Genomic DNA, 18202 nt, shown 5'->3' on the forward strand with positions numbered 1-18202 from the left:
ATGATGACTGCTAATTGGCAAGCCAAGTGGATATGGGGAGATGGAGAGGAAAGTCCTCGTAATGAATGGAGATGCTTCCGTAGAACGTTCGACGTTCCGGCTGCATCGGAGTCTCGCCCAGGGGCTTCCTTACGAATTACGGCTGATTCACGTTATGTTCTTTACATAAATGGAACGAGACTCGGTCGGGGACCGGTTCGCTCATGGCCGTTCGAGCAATCCTATGATACTTACGAAGTCAGCCATCTAATAAAATATGGTGAAGAAAATACAATTGCTGTGCTCGTCCTACATTTCGGATTGTCGACGTTCTACTACGTTCGAGGACGGGGAGGTTTGTTAGCTGAGCTCAACGATTCGGATGGTAATGTTATCGTCGCGACTGACGAGAATTGGCTCAATTCGCGTCATCTTGGACAGCATCCACGTGCACCGCGAACATCTATTCAGCAAGGGTTCTCAGAGTATGTAGACGCTACAGCATGGGATTCATCATGGATCGAGCAAAGCTACAGTAATACGGAGGCATGGTCGAATGCAATCGTTCTTGGATCGGTTGGTATGGAGCCGTGGACAACACTAAAGCCTCGGGACATCCCTATGCTGACGGATGAAACAGTTTACCCTGTTCGCGTTGAGTCGTTGGCGAAGGTGAAATCATTCCACATAACGACAGCGCTTGATGTTCGGAATGCGTTGAATGATGGCAGTGAGGATCATGCTAATGGGATTCATTTTACTGGATTTGTTGTGACTTCGATTCGTGCCAAATATGCGGGTGCAGCAACAATAGGCTTTCTGCAGTCGGGACAATGCCTTCGAACGCTATCCCTAAACGGTGAAGAAATCCCCCTAGACCGGTTTTATGGAACAATGCCAGAGCTGTATACGGACGTTAACCTGAACGAAGGAGATAACATGCTCGTCATCGATGTGTCTGGCAACCTCCATACAGGTAAGATGGATTTGGGAGTTTATGGGGAAGCGTGCGGGGAATTACAATTCGCAGCGCCATTAGAGCAGCTGGCTGCACATTCGCAATCTACCTTTTTCCGGATTGGTCCATTCGACTCTATTATCCCAATCGATCACCAGCCCTATCGAGAGTTGGATTGGACACATCCCGTATACGTTAAATTACTTGGCGAGCTAAAGAGACCAGAGGACTTGGGGCGATACGAAGAATGGTTAAGCCCAATCGATCCGAAGTACGTGTCTGAGGTCGATGTGTTCGCACTAAGTGTTTGGCATAAAGAGAACGTGAAATTTGCGGTTCCTGCGCAGCTTCAGAACGCGATCATTCCAAATACGGATGCAGGTGTTGTGCCAGTGTTCGAAGGCTACGATACTGAAGTGCTGTTCGATCTAGGTAAGGAATATTCCGGGTATCTATCATTCGAAGTGGAAGCAGAAGCGGGAACAGTACTCGATTGGTATGGCTTCGAGTATATGTCCGGAGAATATCGTCAGGATACGTTTGACCTGGATCATACGCTTCGCTACGTATGTCATGGAGGTCGACAGGTGTATGAGACGCCTATTCGCCGTGGCTTCCGTTACTTGGCGTTGACGGTGCGCGGGGCAACAAAACCGGTGCGAATTTACGGCGTGACCTTCATTCAAAGCAACTATCCAATGGCTCAAGTCGGGCGATTCGAATGCTCTGACACGCTGTTGAATGACATTTGGGAAATTAGCCGTCATACGACAAAGCTGTGTATGGAAGACACTTTCGTCGATTGTCCAGCCTATGAACAAACATTCTGGGTAGGAGATAGTCGCAACGAAGCACTCGTAAGCAATTACGTGTATGGGGTTCAGGATATTCTAAAGCGTTGCTTACGACTCGTTCCTGGCTCCAAGCATCAATCGCCGCTCTTTGTAAACCAAGTACCGAGTGGATGGAGCAGTGTCATTCCGAACTGGACGTTCTTCTGGGCAATCGCTTGTGCTGAATATTACGAGCAGACCGGTGATGAAGCGTTCGCGGTAGAGATGTACGACTCTATTCAGTATACGATGGGGCATTATTTACTTAAGATTGATGACAGTGGCTTGTTTAATGTAAAAGGCTGGAACCTGCTAGATTGGTCGCCGATCGACCAGCCGAACGATGGTATCGTCACGCATCAGAATATGTTCTTGGTTAAAACGCTACGCGTTGCTGCACAGATGGGAATCATTGCGAAGGATGAGGAAGGCGCTGCAAAATTTGAACAAGCGGCTAACAATCTTGCAAATGCAATCAATGAGCAACTATGGGATGATGAGAAGAAGGCCTATATCGATTGCATCCATGTAGATGGTCGACGTTCTGACAGCCTAAGCATACATTCGCAGGTCGTTGCTTCACTCACGGGTGTCGTTCAGGGTGAGCGCAAGCAAATTATCGACGCTTATCTGGTTCAACCTCCTAAGGAGTTTGTGCAAATCGGCAGTCCATTTATGTCCTTCTTCTATTATGAGGCACTGGCTAAGCTTGGGGAGGTTCGTCTCATTTTGGACGATATTCGTCATCACTATGGGACGATGATCCGTCATGGTGCAACCACGTGCTGGGAGCAATATCCGAACTTCCTCGAGAATCGGGCCAATCCGGATATGCTAACGCGTAGCCACTGTCATGCGTGGTCGTCTGCTCCGGCTTATTTCTTAGGTCGTGAGGTGCTTGGTGTGAGGAGCTTGACGACGGGCTGGACTGAAGTTGAGATTGCACCTGCACCAAGTGGACTCACATGGGCGAAGGGTAGTGTTCCGCATCCGGCAGGTGGGCGAATTGATGTCTCATGGACCACTGATGAAAGTAATCAGACTATGGAGCTCAATGTGTCTTATCCGGAAGGGATAATTGCTCAAATCCGGTTGCCTGAGGGCTATACGGGCTCGATCGCAGAAACGAAGCTGGGAATCGCATAAGACTAAAAATTCAATAAAAATAAAAAAGAAACCTTCCTTACTAATGGTTGCTCAACACTTCCATTCGTTAGGGAGGTTTTTTTAAATACTTTAGTGAAATAGTGCCGATCCGTATAGCCAGCAATTTCGGGAATTTCTTTGAAACGTCCTTAAGTCCAATAATCAGCGATAGCATTCAGTTTCCATGAGCCATCCTCAAAAATAAAGTAAAATATTTGCTGCTCATTGGTGATATCCTTTCTATCATCAAGCTTTTGTTTGTAGTCGACCACGACAGACTTAATTCCTTCCGGCGGCGTAGGATGTGGTTTGACTGAAAAATCTAATTTGTCCATGCTAACAAAATACTTCTTGAAGCTATCAATCTCCCGATAGTTATCTTTAGACAGGGTCTTATAGAAAGCTTCGTGATCTCTCTCATAGAAAGCTTTCACATACAAATTTAACGTCTTTACGATTCCTAACTCGTCACCTTCATAATTACCTTCTGCAATATATTGAGGTGCAGCGGCTGTTGGATCCGCTTCTTCAGTTTCTATTGGACTCGATCCTTCAGCAATTGAATCGGGTGCATTATTTCCCTTCGAACAACCTGTAAGCACTAGAACCACTATTAAACTAAGCAAAATCATTATTTTTTTCAACTTCATTCCGCCTCCCTAATAAGTGGAAAAAAACACCTATTAATTAGACGACAGCGGGGTAAAAATGTTACGTAATTAGTCCTCTATCCCCTCGTCCTGAAGAAGCTGCTCCTTATAATCGGTCGGGGATTTGCCTGTAACAAGCTTAAATACTTTAGTGAAATAGTGCCGATCCGTATAGCCTGTGATTTCGGAAATTTCTTTGAAAGGCATATCGGGATGAATTCGCATGAGCTCCTTCGCTTTATCAATGCGAAGAGTGGTTAAATATTCGACAAAGGTTTTTCCGAGATGCTTGCGAAATAGCGTTCCTAGATGCGTGCTCGAAATTTGAAATCTATCCATGACATGAGTCATTGCGATTGCTTCGCTTAGATTAGCAGCTAAATAGTCAGTAATTTGTTCAATTAAGTGAAGCCCCTTGTTGCTGTTCGATTCATGCTCTTCAAATCGGAAGACGTTAGACAACAAGCTCCATATGTCCACTACTGCTTTCTGATAGGAGTAGGCGTAGTCGATGATTTCCTCCATCGCTTTCTCCGTAGTAATGCTGGTGAGAGGATCCAATGTGCGAAAATATTTCTCGAGCCACTGTAAAGTTTGTTTACAATTTTTGTGCAAGATGAGGTTCGGGCACGAGTGCTGTTCCCACTGCTCGAACCAATGATTAATGACCTTTTTTAATAGCTTCCAATCCTTTTTGTCGACAGCAATAACGAGCTTCTTCTCATCCGTGCTATTCAGCAGCAGGTTGGATTTCTCTTGCACGAGTGAATGTTCAAAAAGATATATATTTTTCGATTGACCAATAACAAGCTGGTGGTACAGCTCATCATGAAGCTGATGGGCAATCTGATGAAGCTGCGTTATTTCGTTGAAAATAGGGCTAACTGCCATCGAAGGTTTATTTCCGCTTCCCTCAATAATCTGTATGCATTCAGCTGCGATATTTTTAATCCTCTGATAGTCGCATTGAAATAATCCGAGAACAATAAACCCATATTTGGGGTTATTGTTTGAAACAATCCAAGCTCGTTCCTCCTTGAGCAGTAAAGGGTGCTGCGATAATTGTTGTTGTATTTCGTACTCCGTTTGAGGAGGCCGATTTTCCTTATTCAAGCTGGGTGTTTGTTTATTATAATAAAAGACATTATAAGTGGGATAGGAAAAGCATTGCTTCAAGATGGATAGCGTATTTCCCTCTATCTGCTTCTTATCGAGCAACTCATTCAGTAACTGCTGCTGGCGAACATAAGCCTCCTTGTTAATCCGTGCACTAGCTTTGTTTAATATTCCTTCAATGGCATAGCTATCAACGGGTTTGACAAGATAATCATCAACGTTGGCACGAATGGCATCCCGGGCATAATCGAAGGAAGAATAGCCACTCACAATGACAACGATGATATGCGGCCACTTTTCACAAATAAGGGAAGCAAGCTGGATTCCATTCATGGATTGCATTCTGATGTCCGTAAAGATCAAGTCCGGCTGAACCGCAGGAATGGCTTCAATGGCAAGATTAGCACTTATACATTCCGCAACGATAAGGGCTTCTTCCGATGCACTGAAGCTACTATTAACGATGACTTCTTTAAGGTGGTCAATGTAAAAGGGTTCATCATCAACAATCATAATTCTCATGGTAGTCGCCTCCTTAACATTAGCGAATAGCTGTTTGTTCATTGTTTTAAGTAACCTGTGAAACAGACATAAGCTCCGGAATCATCATTATTTCCGAAAGAAAAATGATAGTGCTCCTTAAACATAAGATGGAGTCTGGCAATTGTATTCACTAAGCCCATCCCGCCTATAGAGATCGAGCTTTCCCCAGGCTCGTTATTCTGCAATCGCTCAAGATAATCTTGAATGCGTCCATTTAAAGTTTCTAACGTTTCTGGATCAAAGCCTACACCATTATCGCGTATACAAATTTCCCATTTATTTGAGATTATTTTGCCAGAGATATGAATATCCAACTGCTTGTCGACTTCCGAGAACCCGTGCTGAATGCAGTTTTCAATCAAGGGCTGAATAAAAAGCTTAGGAATAGGAATTTCCAACAGTCGCTCAGGAATATCAAATTCATAATGAAGTCGATGCTGGTAACGAGATTTTAATAGATCTAAATAATGGTTGGCGAATTCAACTTCCTCTTTCAATGTTGTAATGGAAGATCCGGAAGAAATCGAATAGCGTAAAAACTGGGAGAGCTTTCTACTCGTATCTGATACGGCCTTCTGCTGGCCTCTGTCTGATAAGACGGTAATAACCCCTAGCATATTAAATAAAAAGTGGGGATTAATATGAGCTTGAAGAACATCAAACTTAGCTTGCATCTGTAAGGTTCGAAACTGAACAGTCTCCTCAAGGCTTTCTTGTAATCTCTGATTCAAATTCAGGAATGAACGGTTAATAATTTCGATTTCGCCCATATGGAATTTATTTTCGATAAAAGCTTGATTCGTTTCATCAAGATTAATAGAATCAATGGCCTTCTTTAATTTCTTGAGAGGATGGGTCAAAATTCTTGCGAGAATAAAGTAAACAAACACGGAAATCGCAATGAGTATAAATACACTGAATAGGATAACGTTTCGAACGAAATATAACGGTGCGTATAATTGAGATTCTGGTATGGTTAGAAAGACAGTTACTCCGGTTTTGCGAGAAGTCTGGTACATGTAGACATCATTATTCCCATGATCGTTCTTGATAGTTCCGCTCCCTACACTCGAAATACCAGTCTTAATTAAGATATCTGATAGCATTTGAGATGAAGGGGTTAATGCTTCCGGCGAAGAGGAATAAAGAACCTGACCCGCTTGTAGGATCATAACCTGCGCATTTTTCTTCGTATTCAAATCATCCAGATTCAGCATATCGGAGGCCTTAAATTGAACCTCCAAAAAACCAACAGCATGTGAATTCCAATTAATCTGTCGCAGAAACGAAAAGACAGGACCGGAATTACCCGGCAACCACCTATCCTTTTCCGAAAAATCCATAACGGTGGAACCGTTTGCAGCTTGTACCGATTTTAACCAATCATTAGATTGAATCGTATTCAGTACATCAACATCAGTCTTCTGATTTGAAAAGAAGTCTCCCTTAGACGTAAACAAGTTAATTCTGTGGATGTTTTGATAGACCGCTGCATTTAAGTAGAGAAAGTTCTGTATCGCCAATTCAGACTGTAAAATTTCAACTGAGCTCGTACTCTTGGAATAGGCTATGGACTCCAAATATTGTATCGCCGTATAGCTTGAATTGTCGCGATTGATATAAAGCTGGGTGCTTACATTGTTATTAATGGTTGAACCTACATCAAGGGTGTCGGAGTATCCGCTTACAATTTTTTCAACACTCTCTTGAATATTTGTTTCTATGTTTTTCTTAAGATAAAAATACATCGGCGTGCTGATGAGTAATACAAATAGGATCAGAACAAGTGAGTAAGTAATAAACAACCTAGTTTGTAAATTTCTAAACGATAGCATAGATGACCCCCAAAAACAGTATAGCACAATCAAAATGTCAGCCTAGCAGGTGTGAAATATTTCCCCATTCACTTTCAAATTCACCATTTACGGTTAGGAGTAAAAATCATAGCATTGATCCTGTAAGCATTTACATTACAAACTTGGAGGAATGAAAATGAGGGGCAATATCACAAAGAGAACTCTATTAATGAGTGTAATCGTTCTTACAATGATTTTACTCGCAGCTTGTGGAAATTCGAATAAAAACAGTAATTCATCGGCTAGCCCGTCTGAGAGTAGCCCTGCTGCTTCTACAGAGAATGCATCCCCGTCCGCTCCACCAGAGAAGGTTACGTTAAAAGCACTTATGCACACGAGCTGGTTAAAAGGCGGAATGGAAGCTGTATTGAAAGATGCCGCAGAAAAAGAAGGAATCACTCTTCAGATTGAAAAGCTTCCAGAAGGTGTAGATGGAGATAATCTAATCAAAACTCGTTTTGCTACGAATGACAAGCCGGATCTATTGTTCTTCTATTCAGGTATTAATGAGTCAGTAGGACTTGGAAAACCAGAGGAACAGTTCGTTCCGCAGGACGATCAACCTTGGATGGCTAACTTCGACAAGAAGGTGTGGACAGGTGTATTTGATTCTTCCGGGACTTTCTATGCAGCTCCTTACGGGGGATCTAATTTGGCTGTCATGCTGTTTAACAAAAAGGTTTTCGAAAGCTTGAATTTACAAATTCCAACGACGATGGCTGAGTTCTGGGCTGCTTCTGAAGTCATTAGTAAAGCCGGTAAAGTTCCTGTGTTCCTATCTGCCAAAGATGCTTGGACTTTGCAAATAGCAACTCATCAATCCGGTGCAGCGGAGGATCTTCTACAGGAAAAAACAGACAATATCCATACAAATAAAGGGACTGTGTCCGATTATGTTGCTCAAAGACAAGGGATCACTTTCCTTAAAGATGTTGTGGATAAGAAATATGTAAACAAAGATTTCCTATCGGATACGTACGACAATGCACAGAAAGCACTGGCAAATGGGGATGCGGCTATGTATCCAATGGCCACTTGGGTCATGACCGATATTGCAGCGAAATATCCTGACCAAACAAACGACATTGGAGCATTCCTTATTCCTTTTAATGATGGTGCCAAGGAAATTGCGGGTGTCTATCCTCCAAACGCAGTGTATGTCGTTAAAGGAAGTAAAGAAGAAGCGGCGCAAAGATTTATTAACTACTTTGAATCCATTGAGACCCAGAATATTTATTTCGGGGCAGAGGGTGGTATACCCGCAATCAAGGGGGTTACGAATACACTTCTGACACCTGCTGAGCTTGATGCACAGAAATTTGCCGAAGCAGGGAAGGCCGGTCCAATCGCTGTTAGTCCTTCCAAGGGGATTACTGCATATGCAGCTGGGGATTATCCAGCATTTCTTCAGGATTTGGTAGCAGGTGCGAAGACACCAGAGCAGGTCCAGGAAGCTATGCAGAAAGAATTAGTGAAGAACGCGAAAGCCAAGGCTGATCCGAATTTCAAATAAGGCTTACTAGAAATATTCGATTTGATAGGTGATTAAGGGAGAGAGTTTCTGAAGCAAAGAAACTCTCTCTATTATTTGGACTATCAGAAAGTATAAATTTCTATGTCTTTATACTCATCTGATAGCTCGATACAAACGTGTATAGCCGTCCTAAGGACAGCGAAGCCGTTTTACTTGGAGGGAAAGTGTATGCTGAAACGTCAATACTACAGGTATTCTATGCTAGCACCAGGATTGTGCATTTTCCTAGTCTTCTTCGCCTGGCCTGCGATTTCTAATTTTTTCTACGCTTTCACAAACCTAGATTCCACCTTTAAGTACACACGTCTTGTTGGATTTGATAACTTTATTTCTATTTTTGAAGATTCGGGTAGTTCAATAGCTTTTAAGAACACTTTTATATTTACTCTTGTAACTACAATCAGTAAAGTCGGTCTTGGATTTTTGTTAGCTAACTTTGTAAATATAAAGCTTAGAAGCACGAATTTCTTGCGTTCTGCGCTTTTTTTTCCCGTTATATTAAGTCCTATTGCTGTAGCACTGGCATTTACGGCCATTTACCATCCCAGTCGTGGATTTCTCAATGTGCTTTTGCAGAGTGTTCATCTTGACTTTCTGACGCAGCATTGGCTTACGAATAGACATATCGTCATGTACTCCATTTCTTTTGTGGAAACATGGAAGTGGACAGGATTAACCGTCATCTTGTTTCTAGCTGCTCTCCAAACAATCCCTAAGGAGCTTATCGAGGCAGCCAAAATTGATGGAGCTACAAGCTGGCAGCAGAAGAGACATATTATTTTCCCCTTGATTCTTCCTGTGGTTAATACCAACATCATCCTCTCCTTAATTGGTGGATTAAAGGTGTTTGATATCGTATATGCGCTCACAGGTGGAGGGCCGGGAGATGCCTCTAGTGTAATTAATACCATGGTATTCAAGAGTTTCTCGCAAGGAAGAAATGGGGAAGCGACTGCAGCTAGTCTGTTATTGTTTGTGTTCATTCTCATCCTTGTAACGATCACGAATAAATATCTGAATAAAGACAACAGAGGGTGAGTGCAGTGCGGAGCTGGAGAAAAATAATATTGGAAGCTGTTGCTCTATTAATCAGTTGTGTTATTGCCGTCCCGATCTATTTGGTTGTTGTAAATTCGTTTAAGACAGGGGCAGAGGCTTCGGATTTAAGGTTATCCTTACCAACGAAATGGAACATTTGGAATAACTATTCTGACGTGTTTATTAGCGCTAAGATTCCACAGGCCTTATGGAATACAACAATTTTAACTGTAGTGAGTGTCTTCTTTATCATCATTTTCTGTTCTCTGTCTGCTTATTTCATTCAGAGAAGAGATAATCGAGTGAGTAAGCTAATACAAACCATTATTATCGCGGGTTTAATATTGCCATCTTCGATTATTACCACGTATATGCTGATGTTTGATTTACATTTGGTTCGTACGTATTTAGGTGTAATTTTACTCTATATTGCTGGGAATTATGCTTTTCTAACCTATGTCTATATCGGTTTTTTTCATAGCATTCCAAGAGAACTGGATGAAGCCGCAATTATTGATGGGGTCAGACCCTATGGTTTGTTTTGGAAGATCATTTTCCCCTTATTGAAGCCAATTAGCGCCAGTGTTCTCATTATTGCCTTTATGTCGGTTTGGAATGACTTTACAACACCATTCTATTTCTTAAACACAGCAAGTCGGTTTACCTTAAGTTTGACCGTGTACTTTTTCTTCGGGCAGCATTCATCGGATTGGAATCTAGTCTTTGCAGATTTAATCATCGTTTCATTGCCGGTTATTATCTTATATCTTTTCCTACAGAGGTACATTGTTGAAGGCTTAACAGCAGGGGCTGTTAAAAGTTAACTGAAATGGAGGCGTAGCGAACTTATGAAGAGAGAAGAGTGGGTTTGGTTAAAAGGAAAGACGTTGCAGCTTGGATTCAATCCGGCGAACTATTCTTTACGATGGTTTGGAAATGAAGAACGTTCATGGATTGTTACGAATGACCTTCGTGATTTATTATTAGTTCGTTTACGAAATGCTGCAGGAGAGGCTCTAAATTTAGGAAGCTCAAGTGCAAGTAAGATTGAGGTTGAAGCTCGAAATGCCAATGGGACTCCAGAAATGACCATTCACTTTCTAGAATGGGGCGGTACTGCCTTTTCATTGAGCTTAAATATTACGATTCCCGATGAGAGTGAACTGTCTTATTGGAATGTTTCGCTGACTAATGGCACAGGTTTGGTATTGGAGTGGATTGACCTTCCGAATGTTACAGTGCCTAATGATCTGGTTGCCAAGGGCGGAGAGGCAAGGATTGTTTGGCCGGGTGTGGAAGGGGTACTGGTGGAAGATGCATCGCTTAGAGAAAATGGCTGGGTTGCATACAGGGATCCGGGATACCCCAGCAAGGGCTGGGAGGGCATTTATCCGGCAGCAGCGGGAACCCAGTTTATGGCGTACTACAAAGCAGATGGTGGACTCTATTATGGAACACATGATGCTGAGCACCACGTGAAATCCATAGAGTATATGGCAACAGATTTAGGTGTGCGACTGCAATTTCGTATTTTCCCAGGCATTGGAGCGAAAGAGAGCTATGAACTGGGCTTTCCTATTGTACTAGGTAGCTTCGCGGGTGATTGGTATGGAGCAGCAGACATTTATAGAAATTGGCTCAATACCCGTGATAATAACCGCCTGACTCGCCTTGTAGACAACAAGACTTTGCCAGAATGGTTTAATAGCTCTCCCGTTACGGTTACCTACCCTGTTCGGGGTACACATGACGTGGGCAATATGGATCCGAATCTTTATTATCCTTATGTTAATGCACTGCCTTATTTGGAAAGGCTGAAAGAGGAGTTCCAAAGTCCGATAATGGCGTTGTTGATGCATTGGGAGGGAACGGCACCTTGGGCACCGCCTTATGTATGGCCACCCTATGGTGGAGCTGATGCATTGCGAGCTTTTTCGGACAGCTTACACGAGAAGGGCATGTATTTAGGCTTGTACTGTAGTGGAACGGGCTGGACGCAGGAAAGCTTGCTAGATCCAGCATACACGATGCATCAAGAGTTTACGGAGCAGCAGCTTGAGAAAGTCATGTGTACGGCGCCTGATGGCTCACTTCCTTATTCCTTAATCTGTAACGGCTATCAGAGATGGGGCTACGATATGTGTGCCGCCCATCCTTTTACTAGTGATACGATTGTCACGGAAATTCGTAAGATATTAGCATCCGACTGTGATTATATTCAATTCTTTGATCAGAATTTGGGCGGATTATCCTATTTCTGTTACAGTCATGATCACGGACACGTTCCGGTTCCTGGAAAATGGCAGGTTGATGCTATGCTGCAGATTGGCGAACGCATTAATACAATGCTTCAGGAGGAAGCTCCTCATGTCTTATTTGGTTGTGAGACAGCGGCAGCTGAGCCGTTTATGTCACAATTTCAATTTAATGATCTGCGATATAGCATTGCTTTCTTCGCCGGGCAGCCGATTCCTATCTATCAATATCTCTATCATGAATATATTAATAATTTCATGGGCAACCAGAATAATCTGAAGGAAACGATGGATTTAACAGGCTCCCCATGGAACCTCTTATGGCGCACAGCTTATGCCTTCCACTCGGGGGACATGATGACAGTTGTGCTAGGGGACGAGGGCAAGGTGCATTGGGATTGGTGTACAGAGTGGGATGTTCCGGGACCGGATCAATCGCATATTTTACGTCTGATCAGTCAGTTGAATCCTTGGCGAACAGGTACGGGTCAGCCTTATTTGGTCTATGGGCGGATGCTTCGTTCCTTGAAGACTACCTGTGAGGGTGAGGTCGTCGATATCGTCATGAAAGCCGGACATAAACTGCGTATACCCCCTGTAATAACGAGCCGTTGGACAAGTGATGCGGGCGGGGAAGCGCAATTCTTAATCAACTATACGCCTGAAGTGCAGACAGTTACAGTTGAATTGGAAGAGTTTGCGGGCTATTCATGGACCGATTCGCACACTGCGGATGCTACAAGGCATGCTGTAACGGGTAGCGTTATTCGGCTTACCATTCAGCCATTGTCAGCAGTTATGCTCGAACGAAATCAGTAGACGGCCAAGCGTATTCTAAAAGGCTCTAAGGGGGTAATCTCGTCTTAGAGCCTCTTTGGAGTATCTCCTAGCACGAAAAAAGGGTGTGTGAATTTTTCCCCCTGTCACTGTCGAATATGCCATTTACGTTATTTGCGTAAAATCGTAGCATTAATATGTAAGCGCTTAATATATTAGGGGAGGTTTTACTTGTGAGCAACAAAAGGGTTAAGGCACTAAAAAAGAGCTTAACAGGATTTATTGTTCTACTATTACTTTTATCAAGTTTTCCGATTAGTTCATATGGAGAAACTTCAAGTGAAAATGCTATTAATGATGTTTCGGGAGAGGCAGAATCGTATTTATGGACGGAAGGAGAAAATTATGCTGCTGCACAAGGGGGGTATCACACTGCGGGTAACTTGCAGGCAAGCGGAGGAGAATATCTCTTGCTGCAAACGAACACGCCAAATACTTCAGCGACTGCGCAATATCAAGTCGATATCCCTGAGACAGGAGACTATGATATTTGGGTGTTAGCAACGGGAATGAGCCCTTGGATGTCCGCTTGGAGTTGGAAGCTAGACAGTGGTTCCTATACAGCTCCCCCCGTTGTCACGGAAAACTCAATCTTTGGCGCTGAGGGAATGCCTTTTTATTGGCATAAATTAAGTAGCACAGAGTTGACTCAAGGGCAGCATAACTTAGAATTTTTAACCAATGCTCCGCGAGTAGGGGGTGCTGGTGGTACGGATGGATTATATAATCAAGGCATAGATGCAATCACCTTCGTTCCTGTTGGTTGGGGATGGCAGCCAAATGGTTTGAACAAACCAGTAGCTCCAGCTGTTCCAGAAACTCCAGCTGCAGATGCCTACTTATGGACAGAAGGAGAAAATTATCATTCATCACAAGGAGGTTATCGTACTTCAGGTAACTTGCAGGCAAGCGAAGGCACATATCTTCTGCTGCAGACGAATAAGCCAAATACCTCAGCAACTGTGCAGTATCAAGTCACTATTCCGGAGACAGGAAGCTATGATATCTGGGTGCTAGCAACAGGAATGAGTATTTGGATGTCTTCTTGGAGCTGGAAGCTGGACGAAGGCTCTTATTTGGCTCCTCCGGTTGTAACTGAAAACGCTCTCTTCGCTGCTGAGGGCATGCCCTTCTATTGGCATAAATTAAGTAGCACAGAGTTGACTCAAGGGAAGCATAACATTGGATTTTTAACGAACACCCCGCGGCAAGGAGCCCCCGATGGTTTGTATAATCAAGGCATTGATGCAATTGCCGTAGTACCTGTCGGTTGGGGATGGAAGCCGAATGGGATAAGTAAACCGTTTAATAAGGCGGCGGTAAAATTTGAATACGTATCGGGTACGTTAGATAAAACGATTGTAAATAGAGAAGAGCAAGTAAATGTTACGGTTATTAATAAAGCCGTTGAAGAAATTAAGGGCAGCCTCAGCTTCTTCGTTGAGTTAGTATACAATGGCGAAGTGGTATCACGTGCCGCTAGAGAGTTTACTAAAAAATCGTGGGCTGCTGGTGAAGAGTATGCAGAGAGCATCCAGTTAACTGTTCCATTTAATGCTCCCAAAGGAGCGAATGAAATCCGTACGGGTATCGTCGATGTTCAATATAATAATGCTACTAATGGTGAGGGCTCTCTTAAAGTAGACAATATTAATATCGAACAAGAAGAGGAGAACACGAGTAAGCCGGAGCTAAGTGCAGCGATATTCGATCTTCAGGTGCAATCAACCCAGGGAAGTACAAGATCGTTTGAAGGTCATGCGACTTATCAATTAAATCAAGCGGTAGATTTTAATACGACTGGATATTTAAGCTTTTATCAAGGTGATGTGCTCTGGCATGTTGCCGAGCTTACTGCTTTGAATACTTCAACGCTCCAAGCTGGTGTTGCAGCCGAGGTTCAATTTTCCTTTGAGCTTCCTGTAGGTATGCCTGCTGGCAGCTATGCTGTGAAACTAGGGCTTCACAAATTGAATGCTGAGCAGGATTTGCCTAAGCAGGTCACAGTTGCAGCCGCTGTCAATCCGACAAATACAAAATACAAGCCTCTTTCTCATGGTACTTATTTAGACAGAAAGCTGGGGCAATCTCATATGTGGTATGCCAATCAATCGCATACGATGATATGGGATGGTAAGCCATTCGTACCGATTGGTGGCATGTTTACTTCAGACTATTTGCTCTTCTACTCGAAATCGGATCCTGCGGCAAATAAAGCGAATTGGGAAAAGGATGTAGAAGTTCTCCAGTATATGAAGGCACATGGGGCAATGGATATGTATATTAATACGGCTGTAATGGAGGTTCCAGCATGGGCATGGCAGCAAATGCTCGATTATTTAGAAGAGGAAGGCTTTACTTATGGTCTCCAAGTACAAGGAGCCCAGGGGCTGATGCTATCTGCTTACATGCCGAGAGCCTATGATGCAGCAGGCGTATTGAAGGTAGAGAATGTAGTGGGTAGTGGAGAAGTAACCTTAACGGTACCGACCTTTCAAATTCCCGGTTATGTGGATACGATGTCAGCTTTGTATACGGTCATAAATCCGGTAACAGGCGAAGTCATTCAATCCGGTGAAGGAGAGGTCCGCAAAGTGGATGCAGCTACGCTTGAGCTTCATGCAAATGTGAGTCTTCAAGGTACAGGTAGCACGCCCTATACGGTTTATTTTACACCTAAGGTCAAATACTCTGGTCATACTCTAAGGAATATCTGGGATGCAGGAGATTCGATTATCAATAGCATGGTAGATACGCTTAGCAAAGTCAAATTAGGTCCGAATTTCAGATTGTTTGTAGATCCTGTTACTAACGAATCAGGCATATACAATGGAGATGAAGGCTTCCTATTTGATTCGCCAATCTATTCTGTACAGTTTGTTGCATGGTTAAAGAAAAAATATCCAACATTGAATGCGCTAAATCAGGCTTGGAAAATGAGCACTCCAGTTGAATCTTATGAAGTAGCGGCGCGCCTAATCCCTATTGTCCGCGGAGAAGGTACGGCTACTTGGAACAATCAACTGTATTTGGTAGATAAAGAACATCCAGAATCCACTTATACAGCTGATGCTCATCGTGGCATTTTATGGGATGATTTTGTGGACTTCAGAGAAGGATCCTATAACGAGTATCTGATGAAATTTTCAGACGCGATTACAAGTGTCGTCGACGTACCTGTTGTGTTTAAGCATGTTGGAACACCAAGGAAATATTTTGTTAATGATAAACAGAGTGGAGGATTCGCGGGCATTGGAGGAGAGATCTATGGCGACAATGAGTATAGAGTAAGAGAAGTTTCGGGGTATACTTTTTCTCTTGTCGAACAATCGGCACAAACCTTATGGTTTCTAACGACTGAGACTCAGTTGGATGAAAATATGGATCGAAAATACTTATCTGGAGAAAAAGGTTATCCGGATAAAGAAACGATGTTTAATCATTTTGACTTACTTTTGGACACGGGTAGTAAAGGTATATATGATTTTCTATTTAATTGCGATTATTTCACTTCGTGCCAAGAGTCTTATGCTTATTATACGGCTAAGCCGGTGCAGTTCGATTGGTTAAAGGAATACAAGGATGGTATTCTTACGCCTGAATCTATTGACCATATTGAAAGCTATAAACCGGAGCCCTATTACGTTTATCCAGCAGGCGAGTCATGGTGGATGTTAAATAGACGTAATATCGTGCTAGAAGGTGACGATTATCGAGGGACAGCTGTGCTGCAAACCTTTGATAATAAATGGGTTCTCCCAACCTTTGATCCTGGTGCTTCAACGAATGTCATGGTTGTTAACTTGGAGGACGATCCAGCTACGACACTCTATGGTCCAGGTTTACTAGCTCAGGGAAGTCTGAAGGATGGCAAACGAAATATTGTTTATATGGGTTATCGTAAAAACCTTGGGGATTTGCCAGAGATTGATCAATATTTTACGAACGAATATACGGAATTAGAGGATGGAACAAAGGTACAGGTGCTTAATCCGAATGCGACGAGTACAACGAAGGTGCTGTACAGTACAACGGATGGTAAGGCTTGGGGAATAAGAGACGGGAAGCTTTGGATTATTACAGATCCGGATTGGATGATCGAAGCTACTGTCAATGTTCCCAAGAGGCAAATCAAGTATTTAAATGAATTAGACTTTTCAACAGACAGCGGCAATGGTAATGGTAATGAAAACGGGAACGGTAACGGTAATGGTCAAAGCAGTGGGAATACTGCCACAAGCGTGGTCACGGTGGAAAATGGTAAAGCAATAGCGAAGCTAGGTAAGGATCAATCTCTCTTATCGGTTCCATTCGCGTCAATTGGAGAGCTTCCATTGCAGGTACAGGCGGGCTCAGTAATCGTTAATGTTGATCGGGAATTGCTCAAGACTTGGAACAATCAGGTTGGCAATGAAGTAGGTACAGCCATTGAAGTACTGATCAAGCCAGTGAGCGAGGCTGGAGATCGTATTTCTACCCAAGGGGCAGCGACACAGATTACAATAGCAGGTCAGGTATATGAGATAAGCATAAAGCTCAAAAAAGCAGATGGAAGTGCAATTGAAATTACACAGGTAACAGGTGGAGTAGAGATAACTTTACCCTATGATGCCAATGGTGTTGATGCAGAGCTTCTTGGTATTTACTACTACAACGAAAAGACGAAGCTGTGGGAGTATGTAGGTGGGAAGGTGAACAGTCCTGCAAAGACGCTGACTGTTAAGCTTCAGCATTTGAGTAAATATGCCGTAGTGGAGTATAACAAGACATTCAGCGATATGCTGGCGACTCACTGGGCTTCTAGAATTGTGAAGGTGTTGTCTGCCAAACATATAGTGAACGGCGTGAGTGATCAATTATTCCAGCCTGCCGGTGAAACGACACGTGCAGAATTTGTATCCCTCTTGGTTCGTGCCTTGAATCTTGAAGTAACTGTGGATGAACAGATGTTCAAGGATGTGAAATTGGATGCATGGTATGCAGGAAGCGTGCAAGCAGCCTCGAAGGCAGGAATTGTTTCCGGCATTAGTGCTGATCTCTTCGCACCGAATGCTCCAATTACTCGCGCAGAGATGACAGTTCTAGTCGCAAGAGCACTTGCATTGAAGGCTGAAGCAGGCGAAATGGCCGAGTTTGCCGATTCCAAGGATATTCCTGTATGGGCGACATCTTCCGTTGTAGCACTTAAGAAAGCGGGCCTTATTGACGGGAAAGGGAACAATCTGTTCTACCCGCAGGCTAACGCGACAAGAGCGGAAGCGGCTAAGTTTATTCTTGGTGTCATGAATCATCTGTAACGTTATAGCTTGCAAGTAAGGAGTGTAGCCTTGAGGAACCTGATAGCTGGTTCTTCAAGGCTTTTATGCTTTGGCACAGCGTATTAATACGCAAGTTTACGTTCATTAAGATAGCTGATACACTGATTAAAAGAAATGATAATGTCTTTGAGGAGAGCGA

General features: G+C 43.2%; 9 protein-coding genes. 6 read left to right on the forward strand and 3 right to left on the reverse strand.

Annotated elements, in window-relative coordinates:
* Nucleotides 1-2916 carry a family 78 glycoside hydrolase catalytic domain gene (locus tag KCTCHS21_RS04745; protein ID WP_232058077.1) on the forward strand — a complete coding sequence of 972 codons (2916 nt, stop codon included), beginning with the start codon at nucleotides 1-3 and terminating at the stop codon, nucleotides 2914-2916.
* A 149-nt stretch (nucleotides 2917-3065) separates the two neighbouring features.
* Here the strand turns inward: KCTCHS21_RS04745 and KCTCHS21_RS04750 are convergent, their stop codons facing one another.
* From KCTCHS21_RS04750 to KCTCHS21_RS04760, 3 genes are all read right to left on the reverse strand, one after another.
* Nucleotides 3066-3560, reverse strand: a complete 495-nt coding sequence (locus KCTCHS21_RS04750) for a hypothetical protein (RefSeq protein ID WP_130605437.1) — start codon at nucleotides 3558-3560, stop codon at nucleotides 3066-3068.
* Nucleotides 3561-3635: 75 nt separating this feature from the next.
* On the reverse strand, nucleotides 3636-5204 hold the full coding sequence (locus tag KCTCHS21_RS04755; RefSeq protein WP_162309268.1) for a response regulator: 1569 nt from the start codon (nucleotides 5202-5204) through the stop codon (nucleotides 3636-3638).
* A gap of 38 nt (nucleotides 5205-5242) precedes the next feature.
* Complete coding sequence (locus KCTCHS21_RS04760) at nucleotides 5243-7060, reverse strand: sensor histidine kinase (protein WP_130605442.1); 1818 nt, start codon at nucleotides 7058-7060, stop codon at nucleotides 5243-5245.
* A gap of 157 nt (nucleotides 7061-7217) precedes the next feature.
* On the opposite strand from KCTCHS21_RS04760, the gene KCTCHS21_RS04765 reads away from it, so the two are divergent.
* The 5 genes from KCTCHS21_RS04765 to KCTCHS21_RS04785 all read left to right on the forward strand — a co-directional run bounded on the left by KCTCHS21_RS04765 (nucleotide 7218) and on the right by KCTCHS21_RS04785 (nucleotide 18042).
* Nucleotides 7218-8594, forward strand: a complete 1377-nt coding sequence (locus tag KCTCHS21_RS04765; protein WP_157993950.1) for an ABC transporter substrate-binding protein — start codon at nucleotides 7218-7220, stop codon at nucleotides 8592-8594.
* A 189-nt stretch (nucleotides 8595-8783) separates the two neighbouring features.
* A complete protein-coding gene (locus tag KCTCHS21_RS04770) occupies nucleotides 8784-9653 on the forward strand; it encodes a carbohydrate ABC transporter permease (protein WP_157993951.1) in 870 nt (289 codons plus the stop codon).
* Nucleotides 9654-9682: 29 nt separating this feature from the next.
* The gene (locus KCTCHS21_RS04775; RefSeq protein WP_157993952.1) at nucleotides 9683-10477 is read left to right on the forward strand and encodes a carbohydrate ABC transporter permease; all 795 of its coding nucleotides are present in this window, start codon (nucleotides 9683-9685) and stop codon (nucleotides 10475-10477) included.
* A gap of 24 nt (nucleotides 10478-10501) precedes the next feature.
* Nucleotides 10502-12727: a DUF6259 domain-containing protein gene (locus KCTCHS21_RS04780; RefSeq protein WP_130605450.1), complete on the forward strand. Its 2226-nt coding sequence runs from the start codon at nucleotides 10502-10504 to the stop codon at nucleotides 12725-12727.
* Nucleotides 12728-12918: 191 nt separating this feature from the next.
* The gene (locus KCTCHS21_RS04785; protein WP_130605452.1) at nucleotides 12919-18042 is read left to right on the forward strand and encodes an S-layer homology domain-containing protein; all 5124 of its coding nucleotides are present in this window, start codon (nucleotides 12919-12921) and stop codon (nucleotides 18040-18042) included.
* Nucleotides 18043-18202 lie beyond the last annotated feature (160 nt).

Origin of the sequence: Cohnella abietis (assembly GCF_004295585.1) — a bacterium.
GTDB classification, from domain to species: Bacteria; Bacillota; Bacilli; order Paenibacillales; family Paenibacillaceae; genus Cohnella; species Cohnella abietis.